This is a genomic window from Variovorax sp. Varisp53 (genome assembly GCF_059491555.1).
Genome location: NZ_CP168512.1, coordinates 2,854,466 through 2,877,187 on the forward strand (window position 1 = coordinate 2,854,466; position 22,722 = coordinate 2,877,187).

Annotated in this window: 26 protein-coding genes and 1 tRNA gene; 19 read left to right on the forward strand and 8 right to left on the reverse strand. The window is 66.8% G+C overall.

Going from position 1 to position 22,722, the window contains the following annotated elements; all coding sequences use genetic code 11:
* From cysW to ACEOAB_RS13395, 3 genes are read left to right on the forward strand one after another with little or no spacing between them, the layout of a single operon-like run.
* Positions 1-903, forward strand: coding sequence for a sulfate ABC transporter permease subunit CysW (gene cysW, locus ACEOAB_RS13385; protein WP_056598934.1), 903 nt, complete (start codon positions 1-3; stop codon positions 901-903).
* A 19-nt stretch (positions 904-922) separates the two neighbouring features.
* On the forward strand, positions 923-2,020 hold the full coding sequence (locus ACEOAB_RS13390; protein ID WP_413747539.1) for a sulfate/molybdate ABC transporter ATP-binding protein: 1,098 nt from the start codon (positions 923-925) through the stop codon (positions 2,018-2,020).
* The gene (locus ACEOAB_RS13395) at positions 2,017-2,520 is read left to right on the forward strand and encodes a disulfide bond formation protein B (RefSeq protein ID WP_413747540.1); all 504 of its coding nucleotides are present in this window, start codon (positions 2,017-2,019) and stop codon (positions 2,518-2,520) included. The genes ACEOAB_RS13390 and ACEOAB_RS13395 overlap by 4 nt, the downstream gene beginning before the upstream one ends.
* Before the next feature lie 44 nt (positions 2,521-2,564).
* On the opposite strand, the gene ACEOAB_RS13400 is transcribed toward ACEOAB_RS13395, so the two are convergent.
* Genes ACEOAB_RS13400 through ACEOAB_RS13415 form a run of 4 tightly spaced genes read right to left on the reverse strand, consistent with a single transcriptional unit; the run spans position 2,565 to position 5,972 of the window.
* Complete coding sequence (locus ACEOAB_RS13400) at positions 2,565-3,341, reverse strand: glycosyltransferase family 2 protein (RefSeq protein ID WP_413747541.1); 777 nt, start codon at positions 3,339-3,341, stop codon at positions 2,565-2,567.
* The gene (locus tag ACEOAB_RS13405; RefSeq protein ID WP_413747542.1) at positions 3,308-4,105 is read right to left on the reverse strand and encodes a lysophospholipid acyltransferase family protein; all 798 of its coding nucleotides are present in this window, start codon (positions 4,103-4,105) and stop codon (positions 3,308-3,310) included. Before ACEOAB_RS13405 ends, ACEOAB_RS13400 begins: the two co-directional genes overlap by 34 nt.
* A gap of 41 nt (positions 4,106-4,146) precedes the next feature.
* Positions 4,147-5,181, reverse strand: a complete 1,035-nt coding sequence (locus tag ACEOAB_RS13410; protein WP_495653778.1) for a chorismate transformation FkbO/Hyg5 family protein — start codon at positions 5,179-5,181, stop codon at positions 4,147-4,149.
* A gap of 2 nt (positions 5,182-5,183) precedes the next feature.
* Complete coding sequence (locus ACEOAB_RS13415; protein ID WP_056598917.1) at positions 5,184-5,972, reverse strand: class I SAM-dependent methyltransferase; 789 nt, start codon at positions 5,970-5,972, stop codon at positions 5,184-5,186.
* 117 nt (positions 5,973-6,089) lie between these two features.
* Between ACEOAB_RS13415 and ACEOAB_RS13420 the strand changes: the two genes are divergently transcribed.
* The 8 genes from ACEOAB_RS13420 (at position 6,090) to rng (ending at position 13,116) form a co-directional block, all read left to right on the forward strand.
* Positions 6,090-6,815, forward strand: a complete 726-nt coding sequence (locus tag ACEOAB_RS13420) for a YebC/PmpR family DNA-binding transcriptional regulator (protein ID WP_056598914.1) — start codon at positions 6,090-6,092, stop codon at positions 6,813-6,815.
* Positions 6,816-6,865: 50 nt separating this feature from the next.
* Complete coding sequence (gene purD / locus ACEOAB_RS13425) at positions 6,866-8,164, forward strand: phosphoribosylamine--glycine ligase (RefSeq protein ID WP_056598909.1); 1,299 nt, start codon at positions 6,866-6,868, stop codon at positions 8,162-8,164.
* Positions 8,164-9,081 carry an oxygen-dependent coproporphyrinogen oxidase gene (hemF, locus tag ACEOAB_RS13430; RefSeq protein ID WP_413747544.1) on the forward strand — a complete coding sequence of 306 codons (918 nt, stop codon included), beginning with the start codon at positions 8,164-8,166 and terminating at the stop codon, positions 9,079-9,081. Before purD ends, hemF begins: the two co-directional genes overlap by 1 nt.
* Positions 9,078-9,707, forward strand: coding sequence for a nicotinate (nicotinamide) nucleotide adenylyltransferase (gene nadD, locus ACEOAB_RS13435; protein WP_056598903.1), 630 nt, complete (start codon positions 9,078-9,080; stop codon positions 9,705-9,707). Before hemF ends, nadD begins: the two co-directional genes overlap by 4 nt.
* A complete protein-coding gene (gene rsfS / locus ACEOAB_RS13440; RefSeq protein ID WP_413747545.1) occupies positions 9,707-10,390 on the forward strand; it encodes a ribosome silencing factor in 684 nt (227 codons plus the stop codon). Before nadD ends, rsfS begins: the two co-directional genes overlap by 1 nt.
* Positions 10,387-10,866: a 23S rRNA (pseudouridine(1915)-N(3))-methyltransferase RlmH gene (gene rlmH, locus ACEOAB_RS13445; protein WP_056598898.1), complete on the forward strand. Its 480-nt coding sequence runs from the start codon at positions 10,387-10,389 to the stop codon at positions 10,864-10,866. Before rsfS ends, rlmH begins: the two co-directional genes overlap by 4 nt.
* Positions 10,867-10,979: 113 nt before the next feature.
* Positions 10,980-11,582, forward strand: coding sequence for a Maf family protein (locus ACEOAB_RS13450; protein WP_056598895.1), 603 nt, complete (start codon positions 10,980-10,982; stop codon positions 11,580-11,582).
* Between the two features lie 7 nt (positions 11,583-11,589).
* The gene (gene rng / locus ACEOAB_RS13455) at positions 11,590-13,116 is read left to right on the forward strand and encodes a ribonuclease G (protein WP_056598893.1); all 1,527 of its coding nucleotides are present in this window, start codon (positions 11,590-11,592) and stop codon (positions 13,114-13,116) included.
* A gap of 7 nt (positions 13,117-13,123) precedes the next feature.
* On the opposite strand, the gene msbA is transcribed toward rng, so the two are convergent.
* Entirely contained in the window at positions 13,124-14,908 is a 1,785-nt protein-coding gene (gene msbA, locus ACEOAB_RS13460) for a lipid A export permease/ATP-binding protein MsbA (protein ID WP_413747546.1), read from the reverse strand.
* 163 nt (positions 14,909-15,071) lie between these two features.
* On the opposite strand from msbA, the gene tolB reads away from it, so the two are divergent.
* From tolB to ACEOAB_RS13490, 6 genes are all read left to right on the forward strand, one after another.
* Positions 15,072-16,388, forward strand: coding sequence for a Tol-Pal system beta propeller repeat protein TolB (gene tolB, locus ACEOAB_RS13465; RefSeq protein ID WP_082572393.1), 1,317 nt, complete (start codon positions 15,072-15,074; stop codon positions 16,386-16,388).
* A gap of 28 nt (positions 16,389-16,416) precedes the next feature.
* Positions 16,417-16,935 carry a peptidoglycan-associated lipoprotein Pal gene (gene pal / locus ACEOAB_RS13470; protein ID WP_056598884.1) on the forward strand — a complete coding sequence of 173 codons (519 nt, stop codon included), beginning with the start codon at positions 16,417-16,419 and terminating at the stop codon, positions 16,933-16,935.
* Positions 16,935-17,684 carry a tol-pal system protein YbgF gene (gene ybgF, locus ACEOAB_RS13475; protein ID WP_056598881.1) on the forward strand — a complete coding sequence of 250 codons (750 nt, stop codon included), beginning with the start codon at positions 16,935-16,937 and terminating at the stop codon, positions 17,682-17,684. The genes pal and ybgF overlap by 1 nt, the downstream gene beginning before the upstream one ends.
* 19 nt (positions 17,685-17,703) lie before the next feature.
* Positions 17,704-18,561 carry a tRNA threonylcarbamoyladenosine dehydratase gene (locus ACEOAB_RS13480; protein ID WP_056598879.1) on the forward strand — a complete coding sequence of 286 codons (858 nt, stop codon included), beginning with the start codon at positions 17,704-17,706 and terminating at the stop codon, positions 18,559-18,561.
* Positions 18,562-18,609: 48 nt separating this feature from the next.
* Positions 18,610-18,685, forward strand: a tRNA-Lys gene (locus ACEOAB_RS13485).
* Positions 18,686-18,709: 24 nt separating this feature from the next.
* Positions 18,710-18,901 carry a hypothetical protein gene (locus ACEOAB_RS13490; protein ID WP_157610303.1) on the forward strand — a complete coding sequence of 64 codons (192 nt, stop codon included), beginning with the start codon at positions 18,710-18,712 and terminating at the stop codon, positions 18,899-18,901.
* A 44-nt stretch (positions 18,902-18,945) separates the two neighbouring features.
* On the opposite strand, the gene ACEOAB_RS13495 is transcribed toward ACEOAB_RS13490, so the two are convergent.
* Positions 18,946-19,662: a helix-turn-helix domain-containing protein gene (locus ACEOAB_RS13495; RefSeq protein WP_082572391.1), complete on the reverse strand. Its 717-nt coding sequence runs from the start codon at positions 19,660-19,662 to the stop codon at positions 18,946-18,948.
* A gap of 69 nt (positions 19,663-19,731) precedes the next feature.
* Here ACEOAB_RS13495 and ACEOAB_RS13500 point away from each other — a divergent pair, with 69 nt between their 5' ends.
* Positions 19,732-19,965, forward strand: a complete 234-nt coding sequence (locus tag ACEOAB_RS13500) for a helix-turn-helix domain-containing protein (protein ID WP_413747548.1) — start codon at positions 19,732-19,734, stop codon at positions 19,963-19,965.
* A gap of 3 nt (positions 19,966-19,968) precedes the next feature.
* Positions 19,969-20,202: a hypothetical protein gene (locus ACEOAB_RS13505; RefSeq protein ID WP_413747549.1), complete on the forward strand. Its 234-nt coding sequence runs from the start codon at positions 19,969-19,971 to the stop codon at positions 20,200-20,202.
* On the opposite strand, the gene ACEOAB_RS13510 is transcribed toward ACEOAB_RS13505, so the two are convergent.
* On the reverse strand, positions 20,153-20,656 hold the full coding sequence (locus tag ACEOAB_RS13510) for a hypothetical protein (protein WP_413747550.1): 504 nt from the start codon (positions 20,654-20,656) through the stop codon (positions 20,153-20,155). The two genes, ACEOAB_RS13505 and ACEOAB_RS13510, sit on opposite strands and share 50 nt — an antisense overlap.
* Before the next feature lie 28 nt (positions 20,657-20,684).
* On the reverse strand, positions 20,685-22,679 hold the full coding sequence (locus ACEOAB_RS13515; RefSeq protein ID WP_413747551.1) for an ABC-F family ATP-binding cassette domain-containing protein: 1,995 nt from the start codon (positions 22,677-22,679) through the stop codon (positions 20,685-20,687).
* Positions 22,680-22,722 lie beyond the last annotated feature (43 nt).

Consider the following 22,722-nt stretch of genomic DNA (forward strand, 5'->3'; position numbering starts at 1 on the left):
ATGAGCGCCCCTTCCAAAGTCATTCGCCGCGCACAGGCCGGCACCACCGAATCGCCCTGGGTGCGCTGGGTGCTGATCGGCCTCGCGCTGGCGTTCATGTTCCTGTTCCTCGTGCTGCCGCTGGCTGCCGTGGCGACCGAGGCGCTGCGCAAGGGCGTCGGTGCCTACCTCGACGCGCTGAAGGAGCCCGATGCCTGGAGCGCCATCCGCCTCACGCTGATCACGGCCGCCATCGCGGTGCCGATGAACCTCGTGTTCGGTGTGGCGGCGGCCTGGGCCATCGCCAAGTTCGAGTTCCGCGGCAAGGCCTTCCTCACCACGCTGGTCGACCTGCCGTTCGCGGTGTCGCCGGTGGTGGCGGGCCTGATCTACGTGCTGGTGTTCGGCGCGCAGGGCTGGCTCGGCCCGTGGCTTGCGGAGCATGACGTCAAGATCATCTTCGCGGTGCCCGGCATCGTGCTGGCGACCGTGTTCGTGACCTTTCCGTTCATCGCGCGCGAACTCGTGCCGCTGATGCAGGCGCAGGGCACCGACGAGGAGCAGGCGGCCATCGTGCTCGGCGCGACCGGCTGGCAGACCTTCTGGCGTGTGACGCTGCCCAACATCAAGTGGGGCCTGCTGTACGGCGTGATCCTGTGCAACGCGCGCGCCATGGGCGAGTTCGGCGCGGTGTCGGTGGTGTCGGGCCACATCCGCGGGCAGACCAACACCATGCCGCTGCACGTGGAAGTGCTCTACAACGAATACCAGTCGGTGGCCGCGTTCGCAGTGGCCTCGCTGCTGGCCATCCTCGCGCTGGTCACGCTGGTGATCAAGTCGGTCATCGAATGGCGCCACGAGCGCGAGATGAAAGCCATTGCCGAGCTGCCCCCCGAGCGTCCTCCGGAAACCACGGCGGCCTGAGCCTGAGAGAGAAGAAATCATGAGCATCGAAATCCGCAACATCAGCAAGCAGTTCGGCGACTTCCGTGCGCTGCGCGACGTGAGTCTCGACGTCGAATCCGGCGAACTCGTCGCGCTGCTCGGTCCCTCGGGCTGCGGCAAGACCACGCTGCTGCGCATCATCGCGGGCCTGGAAACGGCCGACACCGGCAGCATCCTGTTCGCGGGCGAGGACACCACCGACGTGCACGTGCGCGAGCGGCAGGTCGGCTTCGTGTTCCAGCACTACGCGCTGTTCCGCCACATGACCGTGTTCGAGAACGTCGCCTTCGGCCTGCGCGTGAAGCCGCGCAAGGAGCGCCCGAGCGATGCGCAGATCAAGGCCAAGGTGACCGAGCTGCTCAAGCTGGTGCAGCTCGACTGGCTGGCCGACCGCTACCCGTCGCAACTCTCCGGCGGCCAGCGCCAGCGCATTGCGCTGGCCCGCGCGCTGGCGGTGGAGCCCAAGGTGCTGCTGCTCGACGAACCCTTCGGCGCGCTCGACGCCAAGGTGCGCAAGGAACTGCGCCGCTGGCTGCGCCGGCTGCACGACGAACTGCACGTCACCTCGATCTTCGTCACGCACGACCAGGAAGAGGCGCTCGAAGTGGCCGACCGCGTGGTGGTCATCAACAAGGGCCAGATCGAACAGGTCGGCTCGCCGCAGGACGTGTGGGACAAGCCCGCGAGCCCGTTCGTCTATGGCTTCCTGGGCGACGTGAACCTGTTCCATGGACGGGCCGACAACGGCCAGGTGCAGCTCGAAGGCATGCGCCTCGATTCGCCCGAGCACAGCGGCGCGCGCGACGCCAAGGCGCGCGCCTATGTGCGCCCGCATGACATCGACGTGACACGCTATGTGCCTGGCGCCTCCGGCATCGTCGCCACGCTGGCGCGCGCCATCGTGGTCGGGCCCATCGCGCGGCTGGAACTTGAACCCACCGAAACGAATCCAGATAATCCGGGCTCCGGAACCATCATCGAGGCGCAACTCCCTGCGCAACAGTTCCGGGAACTGGGCTTGAAGGAAGGCGACACCGTCGTCGCCAATCCGCGCAAGGCCAGGGTGTTCGTAGAAGAAGATTGGGTGTCTCCTTGATCGATTGGTACTTCGGCGCGCCGCGCCGCGCGTTCGCGCTGATTTGCCTGGCCTGCGTTCTCATGCTGGCCTTCGGGCTCTACCTGCAGCACGTGGTCGGGCTCGAGCCTTGTCCCATGTGCATCGTGCAGCGCTATGCGCTGGTGCTGGTGGCGCTGTTCACCGGGCTGGCCGCGGTGTTCCGCAGCGTCGGCCTGCGGGTCGCGGGCGGAGTGCTGGCGCTGATCGCAGCGGTCGGCGGCGCCTACACGGCGGCCTCGCAAAGCTGGCTGCAGTGGTATCCGCCCGAAGTCGTGTCCTGCGGGCGCGACCTCTACGGGATGATCGAGACCTTCCCGCTGAAGCGCGCGCTGCCGATGATCTTCCGCGGCGGCGGTGACTGTTCCAAGGTCGACTGGACGCTGTTCGGCCTGACGCTGGCGAACTGGTCGTTCATTGCTTTCGTCGTTCTCTCGCTGCTGCTGGTCACGCTGCTGCTGCGTTCGCGCCGCGCGCGCTGAAGCCCTCACCCCAACCCTCTCCCGGAGGGGGAGGGGGCAAGACATCAGTCCTGGAACGGCGGCTTCTTCGCCAGCTTGCGGAACACCAGCGCGGGCAGCCGCAACACGAACTCGACCATCAGCCGTGCATGCATCCACGTCAGCAGCACGTTGTCGCGTCCATAGCGGAAGTGCGAGACCCCGCCTTCCTCGGCCGTCAGGTATTTCACGGGCGCATCGATGTTCACGGGCTTGACGCCGCGCCATGCCAGCCGCACGACGGCTTCGGTGTCGAAGTCGAAGCGCCGCATCCACGGCTGGCGTGCCATCACGGCGATCAGGTCGGCCACCGGGTACACGCGGAAACCGTAGAGCGAATCGCCCACGCCGGCGAACAGTGTTTCCAGCTGCGTCCATCCGTTCGACACGCGCCGCCCGCGCACGCGCAGCAGCGGCGCGCTGGCATCGAACACCGGGCGCCCGAGCACCATCGTCTCGGGTCGCGCCAGCGATGCCTTCATGAATGCCGGGATCAGGTCCGCCGGATGCTGCCCGTCGGAGTCCATCGTCAGCGCATGCGTGAAGCCTGCGTCCTTCGCGGCGCGCAGTCCGTGCAGCACGGCAGAACCCTTGCCCTGGTTCTGCGGCAGCACCCACACGCGCAGGCCGGGATCGCTGGCGGCCATCTGCTGCAGCCGCTCGCCCGTGCCGTCGTCGCTGCCGTCGACCACCACCCACACGGGGTTCCATTGCGCGCGCGCCGCGGCGACTGTCGAGAACAGGCGTTCGCCGGTGTTGTAGCTGGGGATCAGGACAAGGTGGGTGCGCGAGGCGTCTGGCATTCGGGGGACGCGTCGGTGGCGCGCTGCTCCATGTTTTGGCGGAAGTATTGTTCGAGCTCGGCCTGCAGCACGTCGCTGTTCTGCGTGGGCGCAAAGCGCTTGCCGAGCCGCAAGGTGAAGACGATGGGCAGCGGCGGCACGCGCCACAGCGGCCAGCCTTTACTGAGGTAAGGCGAATCGGTGTCGATGAACACTGTTTGAATGGGCGCCTGCGCGAGCTTGGCGATCAGCGTGGTGCCGGGGCGGAACGGGTTGAGCGGCGGCGTCACCGTGCGCGTGCCTTCTGGAAAGATCACCAGCTGGCCGCCGTTGCGCAGGTCGTTCACGGCCAGTCGCACCATCGTGCGGGCCGACCTGTTGCTGATGTAGCGCGCCAGCCGCGCCCCCGCGCCCAGGAAGATGTTGCCCATCAGGTCGGCCTTCATGATGCAGGCGCTGCGCGGCAGGCGTGCCACCAGCAGCAGCGCATCGAGCATGGTCGGGTGGTTGGCCACGAAGATCACGCCAGGCTCCTTGCGCATCGGGTCGAGGCAGGTGGCGTCGATACGCATCATGCCGGTCACCGATGCCAGCCACCAGAACATGCGGTACGCAAAGGCGATGGTCATGCGGCCCAGGGTGCGCGCGGGCGCGGCCGGCATCACCGGGTGGATCAGCATGGCAACGAAGTTCCAGACCAGCGAGATCAGGCCCAGGAACAGCAGCAGCGCGTAGAGCATCAACGCGAGCGGAATCGACATGAGAAATCGCAGCACGCGAGTCATTGAATCAGTCAATCAGACGATGGGTGCCGGACAACGACCGGTCAGGCCCGCAGCTGGCCGGCCGCGACCGTGTGGGCCTCGATCTCGACCAGGAGGTCGCTGCGGCAGATGTCGGCTTCGAGGTACACCGCGTGGCGCGCCATCGGGGCGTCGGCGCCGAGCGTGTCCTCGATGATGCCGCGCACCGTCTCGGTGTCCGACGGATGCCGCACGTAGACCACGCAGTCGAGTTCGCCCAGCGAGAACTGCGCCGTGCCGCGTTCGTTGGCGGCCGCGATCACGGCCTGCAGGTTGCGCAGCGTTTCGCGCGTCTGCTCCGGCAGGTTGCCGCGGTGCACGGTCTCGTGGCCGACGATGCTCGCGGTGCCCGAGATGAAGAGCGCGATGTTTCCATCGCCGATGTCTGCCAGCGCGGCGCGCGAGAAGGTCGGCGAGCGCGGGCCGTAGGTTTCGGGATAGCGGTAGGCCGAGACCTGCCGCGGGTTCTCGACCGGCAGCGGCGCTTGCTGGCCGGCCAGGAAACGGATCGACAGGGCGCCCTGGTGGATGCCCAGCGCGCAGGCCGCCGGCGCACCTTCGAAGGCGGCGCGGCCGGCTTCGAGAAACGCTTCTTGCCGGCCGAGGTTGAACTGGCGGTAGCGTTCCAGCCCGCCGCCATCGGCATTGATCTGCGGCAGGTAGTTCCAGATGCGCTGCAGGTGCGGCGTGCCGGCCTGGTCGAGCGTCTTGAAGAGATCGCGGTAGGCGCGGTGCGCGAGTTCGGCGAGGCCCTGCCTTTCCTTGGCCTCGTCGAGATCGATGGCGCCGAGCAGCCAATGCCCGTCGGTGCGCCAGCGCGCAATGCCCGTGGTGCCCGACTTGATGTTCGGGCCGCTCGCATGCCACACGTCGGCCATGGCGCCGTTGGCAGACAGCACGCGCGCGTTGACCGTCGGCATCCAGGCCACGCCGTGCGGCGTTCCATAGCCAAGCGCCGCGAAAGGCGCCTTGCCGTCGGTGGCCAGCGCCAGGCTGGCCGGCAGCGACAGGCGCTCGACGCGCAAATGGGAAGAAGAGGTGTCGTCCAGAGCTCGCACTGTCAGCTGGCCTCGGCGGGATGTTCGGGTTTGATGGCGGTATAGGAAGAGAAGACGCCGAGGCTCGCATGCCGGCGCACGTCGCGAAAGCCCGCGGCGGCCAGTGCCTGCATCACCCGCTGGGGGGGAATGCAGGCCTCGATCGTGTCCCAGTAGTAACGCCACAGTTCGGAAGTGTTGCGCTGGCGGCCGACCACGCGGGCGATCAGCGGCACGACGGCACGCATGTAGCCCTTGAGCAGCGCCGTGGCGACGCGGCCTTCGGGCTTGGTGATTTCGAGCACCGCCACGCGCCCGCCGGGGCGCAGCACGCGGTGGAATTCGCCGAAGGCCGCCGCCACGTCGCTGATGTGGCGCATGGCGTAGCCCATGCTCACGAAGTCGCAGCTGGCGTCGGGCCGGGGCAGGGCCTCGGCCACGCCGCGCACCAGCTCGACGCCGGGCAGCTTGACCTGGCTCATCATGCCGGGGCTGGGATCGACGCCCACGAGGTGGCCCATGGAGCCGATGAGCTTGAGCGCCTCCCGGGCCACGAGCCCGGTGCCAATGCCTACGTCCAGCACCTGCATGCCCGCCGAGAGTCCGGCCTGCTGCAGTGCCGCGCGGCGGTACGAGGGACCGGTACCGAAGGCCAGCACGCTCTCGATGCGGTCGTAGTCCGCCGCCGTGCTGTCGAAGATGCGCAGCAGGAACGCCTGGTGCTCGGCCTCGGTCTTGTAGTACAGCGGCAAAGGAGCGTGCGGCGGCAGGGTGTCGGGATTCCCGGGCCCGACGGAAGGCGATGGCGTCATCGAACGATTATCACCAAAAGCTCTACCCCGAATTCCCGGCCCGCGGCGGGCGTTGTGTGCGCCGGACAGTAAACTCGGAGCTTGCTTTGAAAACACAAGACAGCGAGATAGAAAGCCATGGCCGGACATAGCAAGTGGGCGAATATTCAGCACCGGAAGGGCCGCCAGGACGAGAAGCGGGGCAAGCTCTGGACCCGCGCCATTCGCGAAATCACGGTGGCCGCCCGCGCCGGCGGCGCCGACCTGGGCTCCAACCCCCGGCTGCGGCTGGCGGTGGAAAAGGCCAAGGCGGTGAACCTGCCGATCGACACCATCAAGCGCAATATCGACAAGGCCACGGGCAATCTGGAAGGCGTCAATTACGAAGAAATTCGTTACGAAGGGTACGGCATCGGTGGCGCGGCGATCATCGTCGACACCATGACCGACAACCGCGTGCGCACCGTGGCCGAAGTGCGCCACGCTTTCTCCAAGCACGGCGGCAACATGGGCACCGAAGGCTCGGTGGCCTTCCAGTTCAAGCACTGCGGCCAGTTCATCTTTGCGCCGGGCACCAGTGAAGACAAGGTGATGGAAGTGGCGCTCGAAGCGGGCGCCGAGGACGTGGTGACCGACGACGACGGCGCCATCGAGGTGATCACCGCCGTGGCCGACTTCGAGACCGTGAAGAACGCGCTCGAAGCCGCGGGCCTGAAGCCCGACGCGGCCGAAGTCACCATGCGCGCCGAGAACACCGTGGACGTGACCGGCGAGGACGCCGCAAGAATGCAGAAGTTGCTCGACGTGCTCGAGGACCTGGACGACGTGCAGGACGTTTATCACAACGCCTCGCTGTCGGAATGAATGACTGTTAGTTTGTTTGTTGAATCACAGCGAGAAATGAAGGCCCGCGAATGAAGGTACTGGTAATTGGAGGCGGGGGCCGTGAACACGCTCTGGCATGGCGCCTGGCGCAGGCCGCCCGGGTGAGCCGCGTTTACGTGGCGCCGGGCAACGGCGGCACCGCGGCCGACGAACGCTACGACTGCATCGACATCACCGAGCCTGCCGCGTTGCGCGAGTGGGCCATCAAGGAAAAGATCGCGCTGACCGTGGTCGGCCCGGAGGGGCCGCTCGCTGCGGGCGTGGTCGACGAGTTCCGCGCGCACGGCCTGCGCATCTTCGGCCCGACGCAGGCGGCCGCGCAGCTCGAAAGCTCGAAGGCGTTTTCCAAGGCGTTCATGAAGCGCCACAAGATCCCGACAGCCGAATACGAGGCCTTCACCGACGCCGCAGCTGCGCATGCGTACATCGACGCCAAGGGTGCGCCCATCGTCGTCAAGGCCGACGGCCTGGCGGCAGGCAAGGGCGTGGTGGTGGCCATGACCGCGCAGGAAGCGCACGAGGCCGTCGACTTCATGCTGGTCGACAACAAGTTCGGCGTGTCGCACAACGAAGGCGGCGCGCGTGTCGTGATCGAGGAATTCCTGCAGGGCGAGGAAGCCAGCTTCATCGTGCTGTGCGACGGCAAGAACGTGACCGCGCTGGCCACCAGCCAGGACCACAAGCGCCTGCTCGACAACGACGAAGGCCCCAACACCGGCGGCATGGGTGCGTACTCGCCTGCGCCGGTGGTCACGGCCGAGGTGCATGCGCGCGCCATGCGCGAAATCATCCTGCCGACCATCCGCGGCATGGAAAAAGACGGCATTCCGTTCACCGGCTTCCTCTATGCCGGCCTGATGATCGACGCCACCGGCCATCCGAAGACGCTCGAATTCAACTGCCGCATGGGTGACCCCGAGACGCAGCCGATCATGATGCGTCTCAAGTCCGACCTCTTCGAAGTGTTCTGGCATGCCACCGACGGCACGCTCGACCAGGTCGAGCTGCAATGGGACCGGCGCGTGGCACTGGGCGTGGTGATGGCCGCGCACGGCTACCCGCTGTCGCCGCGCAAGGGCGACCGCATCACCGGCATTCCGGCCGAGGCGCCCGACGCCGTGGTGTTCCACGCCGGCACGACGCTGCAGGACGGCGAGCTCAAGACCAGCGGTGGCCGCGTGCTCTGCGTGACCGTGCTGGCCGATAGCGTGAAGCAGGCGCAGCAACGGGCCTATGAGGTTGCGGCGCGCGTCAGCTTCGACGGCGTGCAGTACCGCAAGGACATCGGATTCCGCGCGGTTCACGCGCGCAACCCTCACGGCGCTTGATGCAGCAAACCAACCCGGCAGCGGTCGGCGAATACCTTCGCGGGCTGCAGCAGTCGATCATCGCGGCTGTCGAGAAGGCCGACGGCAGTGCGTGCGTGCGCGATGTATGGCAGAAGGCTCCCGGCGAGCCGCTGCAGGGCCACGGGTTGACCTGCATCCTCGAGGGCGGCGAACTCTTCGAGCGCGCGGGCTGCGGCTTCTCGCAGGTGCGCGGAGCGAAGCTGCCACCCTCTGCCACGCAGAACCGGCCCGAGTTGGCGGGCGCGCCTTTCGAGGCAATGGGTGTGTCGCTGGTGTTCCACCCGCGCAATCCGTACGTGCCCATCGTTCACATGAACGTGCGCATGCTGGCTGCCCTGCCCGAGGGCGGGGAGCCGGTCTGCTGGTTCGGCGGCGGCATGGACCTCACGCCTTGCTACGGCTTCGAGGAAGACGCGGTTCACTTCCATACCGCGTGCCGCGATGCGCTCGCGCCCTTCGGCGACGACAAGTACCCGCGCTTCAAGACGTGGTGCGACGAGTATTTCTTCCTGAAGCACCGCAACGAGCAGCGCGGCATCGGCGGCATCTTCTTCGACGATTTTTCCGAGGGCGGTTTCGAGAACGGCTTCGCGATGATCCGCTCGGTAGGCAACGGCTTCCTGCCGGCCTATCTGCCGATCGTCGAGCGCCGCCGCGCCACGCCTTATTCGGAGCGCGAGCGCAACTTCCAGCTCTACCGGCGCGGCCGGTACGTGGAGTTCAACCTCGTGTGGGACCGCGGCACGCACTTCGGCCTCCAGTCGGGCGGGCGCACCGAATCGATCCTGCTCTCGATGCCGCCGCTGGCAAGCTGGGCCTACCAGCAGCAGCCCGAACCGGGCAGCCCCGAAGCCGCGCTGTACAGCGACTTCATCGTGCGGCGCGACTGGTTGTGAACCCTTCCGGCAAGGCTCCCCGCATCGGCGTTTTCGGCGGCGCATTCGACCCGCCGCACAACGCCCATGTGGCGCTTGCCGAAGCCGCGCTGGCGCAACTCGGCCTTGCCGAACTGCACGTCATTCCCACCGGGCAGGCCTGGCACAAGAGCAGGGCGCTGACGCCGAAGGAAGACCGCCTCGCGATGACGCGCCTGGCCTTCTCCGGCCTGAAGGGCACCGTCGTCGTCGACAGCCGCGAAGTGCTGCGCGACGGCCCGACCTACACCCTCGATACGCTGAACGAGCTGCAGCGGGAGCAGCCCGGCGCACAGCTGGTCCTGATCATGGGCGCCGACCAGGCGAGCGCGTTGCCGACCTGGCATGGCTGGCAGGATATACTCGGCATTGCTATTGTTTCTGTAGCGTATCGCGCATTATCGACGGGCGACACTGCTCGTTTTGATCCGAAAATGCTGCCCGGCCTTCCGGTTGGCGCTCGTTTCGAGGCGCTCGAACTGCCACCCATGGATACCAGTGCCACCGAGATCCGGCGGCGCGCAGCGCTTGGCGTGGACATTTCCTCGCTGGTTCCGCCCACGGTTGCACGCTATATTGACCAACACCACCTCTACCGCTCTGCCTGATGACCACTGAAGCCGCCGCCAAGAAAGACACCCAGAAACTCCAGCGAGCCATCATCGATGGTCTCGAAGACGTCAAGGCGCAGGACATCCAGGTATTCGACACAGAACATCTTTCGCCGCTGTTCGAGCGCGTGATCGTCGCGTCGGGCACCTCCAATCGCCAGACCAAGGCGCTGGCCGCCAGCGTGCGCGATGCGGTGCGCGAAGCCGGTTTCGGCAAGCCGCGCATCGAGGGCGAGGACAACGGCGAGTGGATCATCGTGGACTGCGGCGCGGCCGTGGCGCACATCATGCAGCCCGCCATCCGCCAGTACTACCACCTCGAAGAGATCTGGGGCGACAAGCCGGTGCGCGCCAAGCTCGGCGGTGCCAAGCCTGCCATGGCGACCAGCTCGTCGGTCAAGGACGAACCCGAAGGCAAGAAGAAGGCCGCCGGCAAGGAGCCCACGCTGCGCCGCTCGAGCGCCTCCAAGACCGCGATCCGCGCAGCCGAGCAGGAAGCCAAGGCCGCGAAGGCCCCGGCCAGGAAAACGGCTGCGAAGAAGGCGCCTGCCAAGAAGGTGCCTGCCAAGAAGACAACCACCGCGCGCGTGCCGGTCAAGGTCGTCGGCAAGCCCGCCGCCAAGAAGCCCGCTGCGAAGAAGGCGGCGGCTGCCAAGAAGGCGCCAGCCCGCCGCGCATGAAGCTGCTGGTGGTCGCCGTCGGGCAACGCATGCCCGATTGGGCTCAGACTGCCTGGGACGACTACGCCAAGCGCTTCCCGCCCGAACTCAAGCTCGAGCTGCGCGCCGTCAAGACCGAGCCGCGCGGCTCCAAGTCGCTGGAAACGCTGTATGCCGCCGAGCGCGAACGCATCGAGGGCGCCATTGCCAAAAGCTCGGCGCGCGGCATGCGCATCGTCGCGCTCGACGAACGCGGCACGGCACTGACCACCAAGGCGCTTGCCGCGCGGCTGCAGGCCTGGCAAGGCGAGGGCGATGACGTGGCCCTGGTCATCGGCGGGCCCGACGGCCTCGACCCGGCCTTCAAGGCTGCGGCCCACGAGCGCATCCGGCTGTCCGACCTGACGCTGCCGCACGCGATGGCGCGGGTGCTGCTGGTCGAGCAGTTGTATCGGGCGTGGTCGGTCAACGCAGGCCATCCTTACCACCGCGAATGACCAGCGCCGACGGGCGGGCCGCGCGGCTCGATGCCTCATCGGTGGCCTTGCAGTCCTTCACATTCTTTTCGGACCCGGGCGGCCGCCGCTCGGCCCTTCAGGAGCACTGAGCCTTGTCGGATTTCGTCTACCTCGCTTCACAAAGCCCCCGCCGCGCCCAGCTGCTCGGCCAGCTCGGCGTTCGCCATGCACTGCTGCTGGCCGATGCCGGCGAAGACGCCGAATCGCTCGAAGCCGTGCTGCCCAATGAGGCCCCGGCGACTTATGTGCAGCGCGTCACGGCGCTGAAGCTCGATGCCGCCGTGGCCCGGCTCCGGAGCCGCGGACTGGCCGAGGCGCCGGTGCTCTGCGCGGACACCACGGTTACGCTCGGCCGCGCCATCCTCGGCAAGCCCGAAGACGAGAAGGATGCCGCGCGCATGTTGCGGATGCTCTCAGGCAGCACGCACCGCGTGCTGACGGCCGTGGCGCTGCAGCACGGCACGCAGCGCCATGCGGCGCTCAGCGTGTCGCGCGTGCGTTTCGCCGACATCACCGATGCGCAGATCGCCCGCTACGCCGACAGCGGCGAGCCGCTCGGCAAGGCCGGCGCTTATGCCATTCAGGGTGCGGCGGCCGCGTTCATCGAGCACATCAGCGGGTCCTATTCGGGCATCATGGGCCTCCCCATGTTCGAGACCGCGCAGCTGCTTCGAAGCGCCGGTTTCAATACTTGAGAATTCCATGCAGGACATACTGATCAACTGGTCTCCGCAGGAGACCCGCGTGGCGCTGGTCGAGCACGGTGCGGTGCAGGAGCTGCACGTCGAGCGCACGCTGGAGCGCGGACTCGTCGGCAACATCTACCTCGGCAAGGTGTCGCGCGTGCTGCCGGGCATGCAGTCGGCCTTCATCGACATCGGCTTGGAGCGCACCGCCTTCCTGCACGTGGCCGACATCGTCTCGCCGTTCACGCCGGGCTCGCGGCCCAGCGCACCGGCGCCCGAGCGCGACCATCGCAACGGCGGCCCGATGGTGCCGATCGAGAAGCAGGTGTTCGAAGGCCAGTCGCTGCTGGTGCAGGTCATCAAGGACCCCATCGGCACCAAGGGCGCGCGGCTGTCGACGCAGATCAGCATTGCCGGGCGGCTGCTGGTGTTCCTGCCGCAGGACAACCATATCGGGGTTTCGCAGAAGATTCCGTCGGACCAGCGCGAATCGCTGCGCAACCGCATGCTCGCGCTGATCGAGGCGGCCGCGGCTGCCGACAGCGGCGGCGTGGTGCCGGCCAACACGGGCGGCTTCATCCTGCGCACCAACGGCGAAGATTCCAGCGACCCCGAACTGGCCGAAGACATCGCCTACCTGCGCAAGACCTGGTCGCGCATCCGAGAGGCATCGATGCGCATGCCGGCGATGTCGCTGCTGCACCAGGATCTGAGCCTGCTGCAGCGCGTGCTGCGCGACATGACCAGCGAGGACACGCAGACCATCCGCATCGATTCGCGCGAGCAGTTCGAGGTGCTGTTGAAGTTCGGCCTCGAGTTCATGCCCAAGGCAGCTGGCAAGCTGCAGCACTACAGGGGCGAGCGGCCGATCTTCGATCTGTATTCGGTCGACGAGGAAATCGCGAAGGCGCTGGGCCGGCGCGTCGAGCTCAAGTCGGGTGGCTACCTGGTGGTCGACCAGACCGAGGCGCTGACCACGGTGGACGTGAACACCGGCGGCTTCGTCGGTGCGCGCAACTTCGACGACACCATCTTCAAGACGAACCTCGAAGCGGCACAGGCCATCGCGCGGCAGTTGCGGCTGCGCAATCTGGGCGGGATCATCATCGTCGACTTCATCGACATGGGGCGCGACGACCATCGCGAGCAGGTGCTGGCGGAATTCCGCAAGCAGTTAGCGCGCGACCGGGTGAAGACCACGGCCGGCGGTTTCTCGCAGCTCGGACTGGTCGAGATGACACGCAAGCGCACCCGCGAATCGCTGGCGCACATGCTGTGCGAGCCCTGCGTGGCCTGTGGCGGGCAGGGCATCGTGAAGACCGCGCGCAGCGTGGCCTACGACGTGATGCGCGAAATCCTGCGCGAGGCGCGGCAGTTCACGCCGCGCGAGTTCCGCATCGTGTCGTCGCCTCAGGTGATCGAGCTGTTCCTCGATGAGGAAAGCCAGCACCTGGCGGGGCTGAGCGACTTCATCGGCAAGCCGATTTCGCTGCAGGCCGAGCCCGCGATCGGGCAGGGGCAGTACGACATCGTGCTGCTCTGAGAGCGGCTCAGAGCGTCGGATCCTGCCCCGGCGTGGCGCTGCGCACGGCCAGTGTCTGCAGCCGCGCATAGAGTCCGTCCATCGCCATGAGTTGTGCGTGGCTGCCTTGCTCCGCGATGCGGCCTTGCTCCATCACGATGATCCGATCTGCGTGCTGGATGGTCGAGAGGCGGTGGGCCACGATCAGCGTCGTGCGGTTCTGCATCAGGCGCTGCAGGGCATCCTGCACCAGCCGCTCGGACTCGGTGTCGAGAGCCGAGGTGGCTTCGTCGAGCAGCAGCACGGGGGCGTTCTTGTACAGCGCGCGGGCAATGGCGAGGCGCTGGCGCTGGCCGCCCGACAGCTGCGTGGCGTTGTGGCCGAGAACCGTGTCCATGCCCTGGGGCAGGCTTTCGACATGCGCACTGAGGTTGGCCGCCGCTATGCACTGCAGCACGCGCTCGCGGTCGATCTCGGCGCCCAGCGCCACGTTGGCGGCCAGCGTCTCGTTGAGCATCACGACATCCTGGCTCACCATGGCGAACTGGGCGCGCAGGCTCTTCAGTTGCCATTCGCTGGTGTCGTGCCCGTCGAGCAGCACCTGGCCGCCGCTGGGCTGCACGAAGCGGGGCAGCAGGTTGACCAGCGTGGTCTTGCCTGAACCCGAGGGGCCGACGAATGCGACCACCTGGCCGGGCTCGATGGTCAGGCTCACGCCGTCGAGCGCGCGTTGTTCGTCTTCGCCTCGGTAGCTGACCTGCACGTTGCGCAGCTCGATGCGTCCTTCGGCGTGTTCGACCTGGAATGTGCCCTGCGACTCCGGTGCCACGTCGTCGATCAGGACCAGCCCGCGCTCCAGGGCGGCGAGGCCGCGCGTGATCGGGCCGGCCACTTCGGCGAGGCGCCGGATCGGCGCAATCAGCATCAGCATGGCCGTGATGTAGGCAACGAAGCCGCCCACCGTGAAGCCCTGCTTGCCGCTTTGCCAGAGCGCGATCATCACCACCACCGACAGCGCGAGCGACGCCATCATCTGTGTGAGCGGCGTGGTGGCCGCCTGCGCGATGGTCGACTTCACGGCCAGGCGGTTCAGGCGCTGGCTCAGCTGTTCGAAGCGGTGGCCCTGCGCGCCTTCCGCGCCGTGCAGGCGCACCACGCGGTGGGCGAGCACGTTCTCCTCGACCACGTAGGCCAGTTCGTCGGTGGCCTGCTGGCCTTGCTGGGTGAGGCGGTACAGCCGTTTGGAGAACACCTTCATGATCCAGGAGATGCTGGGCACGAGGAATGCGACGATCAGGGTGAGCTTCCAGTTCAGGTAAACCAGATAGCCAAGCAGCGCGATCAGCGTGAAGCCGTCGCGCGAAAGGCCGAGCAGCGCCTGCACCAGCAGCATTGCGCCGGTCTGCACTTCGTAGACCACCGTGTTCGACAGGGTGCTGGCCGATTGGCGCGCGAACAGCGCGAGTTCGGCGCCGAGCAGGTGCTCGAACAGCACCCGTCGCAGCTTCTGCATGCCTTCATTGGCGATGCGCGACAGCGCGTACTGGGAGATGAACTGGGCGATGCCGCGCACCGCGAACAGCAGCAGCACGGCGGCAGGCACGAACCACAACGGCATCTCGCCGCGCGTGAAGCCGCGATCGAGCAGCGGCTTCAATAGCGCGGCCATCAGTGGCTCGGTGATTGCAGCCAGCATCGCCCCGCTCAGTCCGAGGGCCCACCATTGGCGCGAGCCGCCAAACCAGGTCATGAGTCGCGCCAGACGGCGCATCAGGGGAGGGCGTGCGTTCTCGCCGCCGGGGGATGCTTGCATGGCGGCGGATTCTACGGGGCCCTCATTCAGGGCCTGCCGCCGGTGCTTCTGTAGGACCGCGCCGCTCGATAAACGTTTTGTGACGGCCGCCCCAAGCCAGTGTGTAACATGTGGCCCGATAAAGCCGGGGAGAACTTTTTACCCGGAAACCTCTCCGAATCGCATGAACAAGCCGTTGCCAACTCCAATTCCAACTCCTTCTTCATCACTTTTTGCACGCCGCACACTCATTGCGGCCCTCGCTGCCACCCCCATGATTCCTGCACTGGCCCAGTTCCGGGTCGAGGTGTCGGGCGTCGGGCTCACGCAGCTGCCGATCGCGCTCGTTCCTTTCAAGGGCCAGGAAGGCTCGCCCCAGAAGATCTCGGACATCGTCCAGGCCGACCTGGAACGCAGCGGCCAGTTCCGCGGCGTCGATGCCTCGGGCCAGGCGCTGGACGAAGCCTCCCGTCCCGACCTGTCGCTGTGGCGGCAGCGCACCGCCGACTCGCTCGTGGTGGGCAGCGTCACCCGGCTGGGCGACGGCCGCTTCGACGTGAAGTTCCGCCTGTGGGATGTGGTGAAGGGGCAGGACCTCGGTGGCCAGAGCTACACAGTGCCGCAAGGCGACCTGCGCCTTGCCTCGCATCGCATTGCCGACTACGTCTACGAGAAGCTGACCGGCGAGAAGGGCATCTTCTCGACCCGCATCGCCTACGTCACCAAGGGCGGCAGCCGCTACTCGCTGTGGGTGGCCGATGCCGACGGCGAGAACGCACAAGCCGCGCTCGCCAGCCCCGAACCCATCATCTCGCCCTGCTGGTCGTCCAATGGCCAACAGCTGGCATACGTTTCCTTCGAATCGCGCAAGCCCGTCGTGTACGTGCACAACGTGGCCAGCGGCCAGCGCCGGCTGCTGGCGAACTTCAAGGGCTCCAACAGCGCACCGGCCTGGGCGCCCGACGGCAATTCGCTCGCCGTCACGCTCAGCCGCGACGGCGGCTCGCAGCTGTTCTCCATCCCGGCCAGCGGCGGCGAACCGCGTCGCCTGACGCAAAGCGCAAGCATCGACACCGAGCCTGTGTACTCGGCCGACGGCGGCACCATCTATTTCGTGAGCGACCGCGGCGGTGCGCCCCAGATCTACAAGATGAGCGCCAGCGGCGGCAACCCGACACGGGTGACCTTCAGCGGCACCTACAACATCTCTCCGTCTGTCAGCGGCGATGGCCGGTGGTTGGCCTACATCTCCCGCGTGGGCGGTGCCTTCAAACTCCATGTGATGGAGTTGGCAACCGGCAACGTCAGCGCGATCACCGACACCTCCGCGGACGAAAGTCCAAGCTTTGCCCCGAACAGCAAGCTGATCGTCTACGCAACGCACCTGCAAGGCCGCGAAGCGCTCATGACGACCACGCTAGATGGAAAAATAAAGGCACGGCTTGCGGGACAGGCGGGAGACATCAGGGAACCGGACTGGGGTCCGTTTCAAAAGCAATGACCAAGGTTTATTTGAGGAGTTTGAAAAAATGTTGAAACGTACGATTTATTCGCTGGCCATCGTGGCCCTCATCGCCGGTTGCTCGTCGGGCACCAAGCTCAACGACACGCCCGTGACCGACGGGCGCGGCACCGCGGGCCAGCAGGGCGGCGGCGCCAGCACCGTGACGCCAGTCAATGCCGATCAGAACGCCGGCACCATGCAGGGTCCGGTTGGCGTGGCGCGCATCGTCTATTTCGACTATGACAGCTACACCGTCAAGCCCGAATTCCAGTCGCTGATCGACGGCCACGCCAGGTTCCTCAAGGCCAATCCGCAGCGCCGCGTCTCGATCGAAGGCCACACCGACGAGCGCGGTGGCCGCGAGTACAACCTGGCGCTCGGCCAGAAGCGTGCCGAGGCCGTCCGCCGCGCGCTGACCCTGCTGGGCGTGAGCGACGGCCAGATCGAGGCCGTGAGCTTCGGCAAGGAAAAGCCTGCCGTCCCGGGCTCGGGTGAGGAAGTATGGGCACAGAACCGCCGCGCCGAACTCCGCTACACCCGGTGATGCCGCGCGCTCTCATGCGAGGCGCGGCGCTGGCCGCAGCCCTGCTTTGCGTCTCGATGGGGTCGCAGGCCGCACTGTTCGAGGATGACGAGGCACGCCGCGCCATCCTCGACCTGCGCCAGCGCGTCGAGGCCATGCGCCAGCAGACCGACCAGCGGCTGACCGACGAGAACGGCCAGTTGCGCCGCAGCCTGCTCGACCTGCAGAACCAGATCGAGCAGATGCGTGGCGACCTCGCCCGCATGACCGGCCAGAACGAGCAGCTCACGCGCACGCTGAGCGAGATGCAGTCGCGCCAGACCACCATCGACGACAAGCTCAAGCAGAGCGAGCCCTCGAAGGTATCGGTGGACGGCCGCGAGTTCACCGCCGATCCCAAGGAAAAGGCCGACTTCGACGCCGCCCTCGGCGTGTTCCGCTCGGGCCAGTTCGCGCAGGCGCAGACCGCGTTCGCCGAATTCGTCAAGCGCTACCCGCAAAGCGGCTACAACGCTTCTGCGTTGTTCTGGCTCGGCAATGCGCAGTACGCCACGCGCAACTACAACGAGGCCATTGCGAACTTCCGCTCCATGCTCTCGCTCGCGCCCGACCATGCCAAAGCCCCCGAGGCCGTGCTGTCGATCGCGAACTGCCAGATCGAGCTGAAGGACACGCGCGCCGCGCGCCGCACGCTGGAAGACCTGACCAAGGCCTATCCGCAGTCCGAAGCCGCGCAGGCCGGCCGCGAGCGCCTCTCGCGCCTGCGTTGATGCCGGCGGAGCCTTGCGCTTGAGTGCCATCGTCATCGACGCTTTCACCACTCCTCCCGCCGCCGCGGATGTCCTCATCGACACCGCGGCGCCCGATCTTGCGCGCCGCTTCGGCGGGCTTGAGCGGCTGTACGGCGTTGCCGGTGCCGCGCGCATCCGCAACGCGCATGTGCTGGTCGTCGGCATCGGCGGCGTGGGTTCGTGGGCGGTCGAGGCGCTGGCGCGCAGCGGGGTGGGGCGGCTGACGATGATCGACCTCGACCACGTGTCGGAGTCGAACATCAACCGCCAGATCCATGCGCTCGATGCCACCGTGGGACAGGCCAAGGTCGAAGCCATGCGTGACCGCATCGCGCAGATCAACCCCGGATGCAAGGTGCAGGCGATCGACGATTTCGTCGAGCCCGGCAACTGGACATCGCTGCTCGATGCGGCGCTGGCCGCGAACGGGCCGGTAACGGCCGTCATCGATGCCTGCGACCAGGTGAAGGCCAAGGTGGCCATGGCGGCGTGGGCGCGTGCATCTTCTTCATCATCGCGCGCTGCGTTCGTCACGGTGGGCGCGGCGGGCGGCAAGCGGCAGGCGCACAAGGTCGACATCGACGACCTGTCGCTCGTCACGCACGACCCCTTGCTGGCGCAATTGCGTCAGCGCCTGCGCAAGGAACACGGCGCGCCGCGCGAAGGCCGCAAGATCGGCATCGCCTGCGTCTTCAGCCGCGAAAGCGTGGCGCCGCCCGATGCGTCATGCGCCATCGAAGGCGACGGCTCGCTCAACTGCCATGGCTACGGATCGGTGGTCAGCGTCACCGCGACCTTCGGTCAATGTGCAGCGGGTTGGGTTCTCGACCAAATTGCCTCAAACGTCACGCTATAATCTTAGGCTTTGCCGGATTCGATACCGGCTAGAAGAAAAAATGGTTCCGGGACGTTAGCTCAGTTGGTAGAGCAGCGGACTTTTAATCCGTTGGTCACTGGTTCGAATCCAGTACGTCCTACCAGAACCCTTCTCCTCTGAAAACACGTTGATCAAGGCCGCCTTCCAGCGGCCTTTTTTATTTGCGGCGTTCAAAGTTGTCCGGCGAGGTAACGCAAAGCGCGCGGACCTGGAACAACAAAAAAACAGCCCGCACGAAGGCGGGCTGGAAGGTGACCTGCTGGAGGAGGGAGGATCAGAGAATGCAGGCCACAGGGAGAGCCATGACTATCGCCTGTGAACCTGCATAGAAGCTGACCTTGATGGAATCCCGTTTCAACGGCCTCAGTCTTCGTCTTCCCACTTGCCGATGACGGTGCCGAGCACGGTGAAGGCTTGGCGTACCGGCTCGTGCGTCGGGTTCAACGGCAACAGCCAGCGGCGCCCGTCGTCTTCCTTGAACACCTTGAAGGTGATCTCGCCGCTGTCGTCGAGTTTCGCGATGATGCGTTCGCCGTCATCGGGTGTCTTCAACTGTGTATCGACGAACACGATCGACTCCGCCGGATAGCTCTTCAGATGGCCGCTGGGCGCGGTCATGCTGTCGCCGCGCACGCGCAGCGCATAGGTATGAAGGCTGTGATGGGCGATGCAGGGAATCCAGCGCTCGGCACTGGGCTGTTGCGAAACTTCCAGGCTGTCCCAGTTGGCGGCGTCCGCCCATGCGATGAGCGGCACGGTGCCGGGAGTGCGGGGATTGAACGACGGGATCGACGGCGGAGTGCGTGTCACGCGATAGGGGCCAGGCGGTTCGTTGGCCCTGTCGCGGGCCTGGCGGATCTGGTCTTCGTCCCATGGAGCCGGTCCGTCGCCGGTGTCCAGCCAGTTGGGATCGGCACGGTAGGCGCGCGCCAGCGCGAGCACGCTCATCGACCGGCTGGTGTCTCCCCGCTCGATCTTGGAAATGCTGGACTGCTTGACGCCGGAAGCTGCCTCTGCCTGCTTCTGCGTCATCTTGGCGAATTTGCGCGCGGCCAAGGCGCGTGTGGCAATGGTCTCCATTGAGCGGGATTTAAGCTCAAATGAATATTCTTTCTGGACTCTAAAATATGAGAAAAAGGGAGAAAGACCATGAAGCCACGCGAGTTGGTGCTGGCGCTGAGGGCCATGGGGCTCACGCAGAAGCAGATCGAACAGAGAACCGGCATTCCGCAGCCGACGATCAGCAAGATCGGCCTGGGGCGGGTGAGCGACGTGATGTCGCGCCACTACATTGCGCTGCTGGCTGCCTACGAGCAGCAGATGCGGGAAGAGGCGCTCAAATCTGCGCCGCGGGCCTTGCGCCGACCGTCGGCCGATGAGTAAGCCGTGCTCAGACGCTTCCTGTCGGGCCTTTGGCTTGATCGCGTGCTGTGCGCGCTGCTGGCGTTGCTGTCCCTTGCGGGGCTGATCGTCGGGCTGGTGGCGGCACGCCCCGCCATCGCGGGGGCCGGTTGCTTCGGGCTGGTGTGTGCAGGCTGGGCGGCGCAGGTGCTGTTCGACCGCGAGGCGCTCAGGCGTTCGCGTGCGGTTCGGGCGGCGCGAGAGCGAGGGTCGTGCTGACGCGCACGCAGTCCTTGATGTGCTGCTCGCCGAGCGCGCGCAGTGCCGCATAGCCGAGCGCGGCCGACACGATCTGCCCGGCGATGGGCACGTACTTGGTTGCCTGCTTGGCGGTAAGGCGCACGCCCGCGTGCCTGGCCAGCCGGATCAGCAGGTCGCGCGTGACGAGCCGGCCGACCAGCAGGGCGCCGACGGTGGTCGCTGCCTTCTGGATGCGCTCGCGCTGGTGCGGCGCGAGCTTTTCGACCTGGGTGACCGAGAGGCCGAACTCGGCGCTGATCTGCGGCACCAGCCGCGAGAGCAGCGCGGCATCGGCCATCCAGTCGATGCCGGGCAGGGGCACGGCGCTGGCGGCGGCCGCCATCAGGGCCTTGCGGGTGATGAGCCGGCGGCTGCGGTGCACGGCGGCGATGAGTTTCTCGTCACCCCGGGCCAGGTCGATGGCGGACGGCATCCGGTGATTCCCCTTGCCTGGTTCCAGGTCAGGCCGCCAGGGCTTCAAGCTGGTCCGACAGGGCCAGCCAGCGCTCTTCGAGGCGGCCGATTTCATCGTTGAGCGCCTTCAGCCGCTTGCCGGCTTCGGCAATCTCGGCAGGAGGCAGCGGCCGAGCCAGGCGCGCTTCGAGCGCTGTGCGCTCGGTGCCGGCGGCGGCCATGCGCTCGTCGATCTGCGCGATCTCGCGCTTGATCGGCTTGGCCTGGTCGCTGCGCTGCTGGCGCTCCTGGGCGTCCTGCTTGCGTTGCTGCGCAGCGGCGGGCGCCGCCACCGGTGCGGCGGCAGCAGCAGCTGCGGCGATGCTGACGGCCTCGCGCGTCGCCATCTTGGCTTCTTCGCGCAGGCGCTTGGCCTCGTCGAGCAGGTAGCGCTGGTAGTCGTCGAGGTCGCCGTCGAAGTCGCCGACCACGCCGCGGCCCACCAGCCAGAACTCGTCGCACACCGAGCGCAGCAATGCACGGTCGTGGCTCACCAGCATCAGCGTGCCTTCGAACTCGTTGAGCGCCACGGCCAGGGCCTCGCGGGTGGCCAGGTCCAGGTGGTTGGTGGGCTCGTCGAGCAGCAGCAGGTTGGGGCGCTGCCACACCATCATCGCAAGCACGAGGCGGGCCTTCTCGCCGCCGCTCATGGTGCCCACGGGCTGCTTGACCATGTCGCCGCTGAAGTTGAAGCTGCCGAGGAAGCCGCGAAGGGCCTGTTCGCCGGTGGCTTCCTTCACGCTGCTGCCGAGCTCGCGCGCCATGCGAACCATGTGCTCGAGCGGGGTGTCCTGCGGGCGCAGCACGTCGAGTTCCTGCTGCGCGAAGTAGCCGATGTTCAGGCCCTTGCCCTCGGTGACCTGGCCGGCCAGCGCGCCCATTTCGCGCGCAATGGTCTTCACCAGCGTCGACTTGCCCTGGCCGTTGGCGCCCAGGATGCCGATGCGCTGGCCCGCCAGCACCGAGCGGCTCACGCCGCGAAGAATGGTCTTGGGCGCTTCGTTCTCGATCTCGTACCCGAAGCTCGCGTTGCTGATCGACAGCATCGGATTGGGGATGTTGCCCGGCTCCTTGAACTCGAAGGTGAAGTCGGCCTCGGCCAGCAGCGGCGCCACCTTTTCCATGCGCTCCAGCGCCTTGACGCGGCTTTGCGCCTGCTTGGCCTTGCTGGCCTTGGCCTTGAAGCGGTCGATGAACTTCTGCAGGTGGGCGATCTTGTCCTGCTGCTTGCTGAAGGCCACCTGCTGCTGCTCCATCTGCAGCGCGCGCATGTCCTCGAACTTGCTGTAGTTGCCGCCGTAGCGCGTGAGCTGGGCGTTGGCGATGTGCAGGGTGACGTCGGTCACGGCGTCGAGAAACTCGCGGTCGTGGCTGATGACGATCATGGTGCCCGGGTACTTCTGCAGCCAGGCTTCGAGCCAGACGAGGGCGTCCAGGTCCAGGTGGTTGGTCGGTTCGTCGAGCAGCAGCAGGTCGCTCGGGCACATCAGGGCGCGGGCCAGCTGCAGGCGCATGCGCCAGCCGCCCGAGAAGCTGTTGACGGGCTCGTCGAGCTCGTGCGACTTGAAGCCCAGGCCCAGGATGAGCGCCTGCGCGCGCGGCACGGCGTCGTGCTCGCCGGCGTCGGCCAGGTCGGTGTAGGCGTGGGCCAGTTCCATGCCGATGTCGGCGTCGTCGGGGTTCTCGGTGTAGGCGGCCTCGATGGCGGCCAGCGACTCGCGCAGTTCGGTCAGGCGGGTGTCGCCGCCCACCACGAAGTCGGTGGCCGACTCCTCGGTCTCGGGCATGTTCTGCGCCACCTGGGCCATGCGCCAGTGTTTGGGCACCGAGAAGTCGCCGCCGTCTTCGTGCAGCGTGCCGTTGAGCAAGGCGAACAGGGTCGACTTGCCGGCGCCGTTGCGCCCCACCAGGCCGACCTTCTCGCCGGGGTTGAGGGTGACGGTGGCGCCGTCGAGCAGAACCTTGGCGCTGCGGCGAAGAATGACGTTTTTGAGAGTGATCATGAAAATGGGCCTAGGCCGGGATTATCCCGGGTGGGCAGAAGGG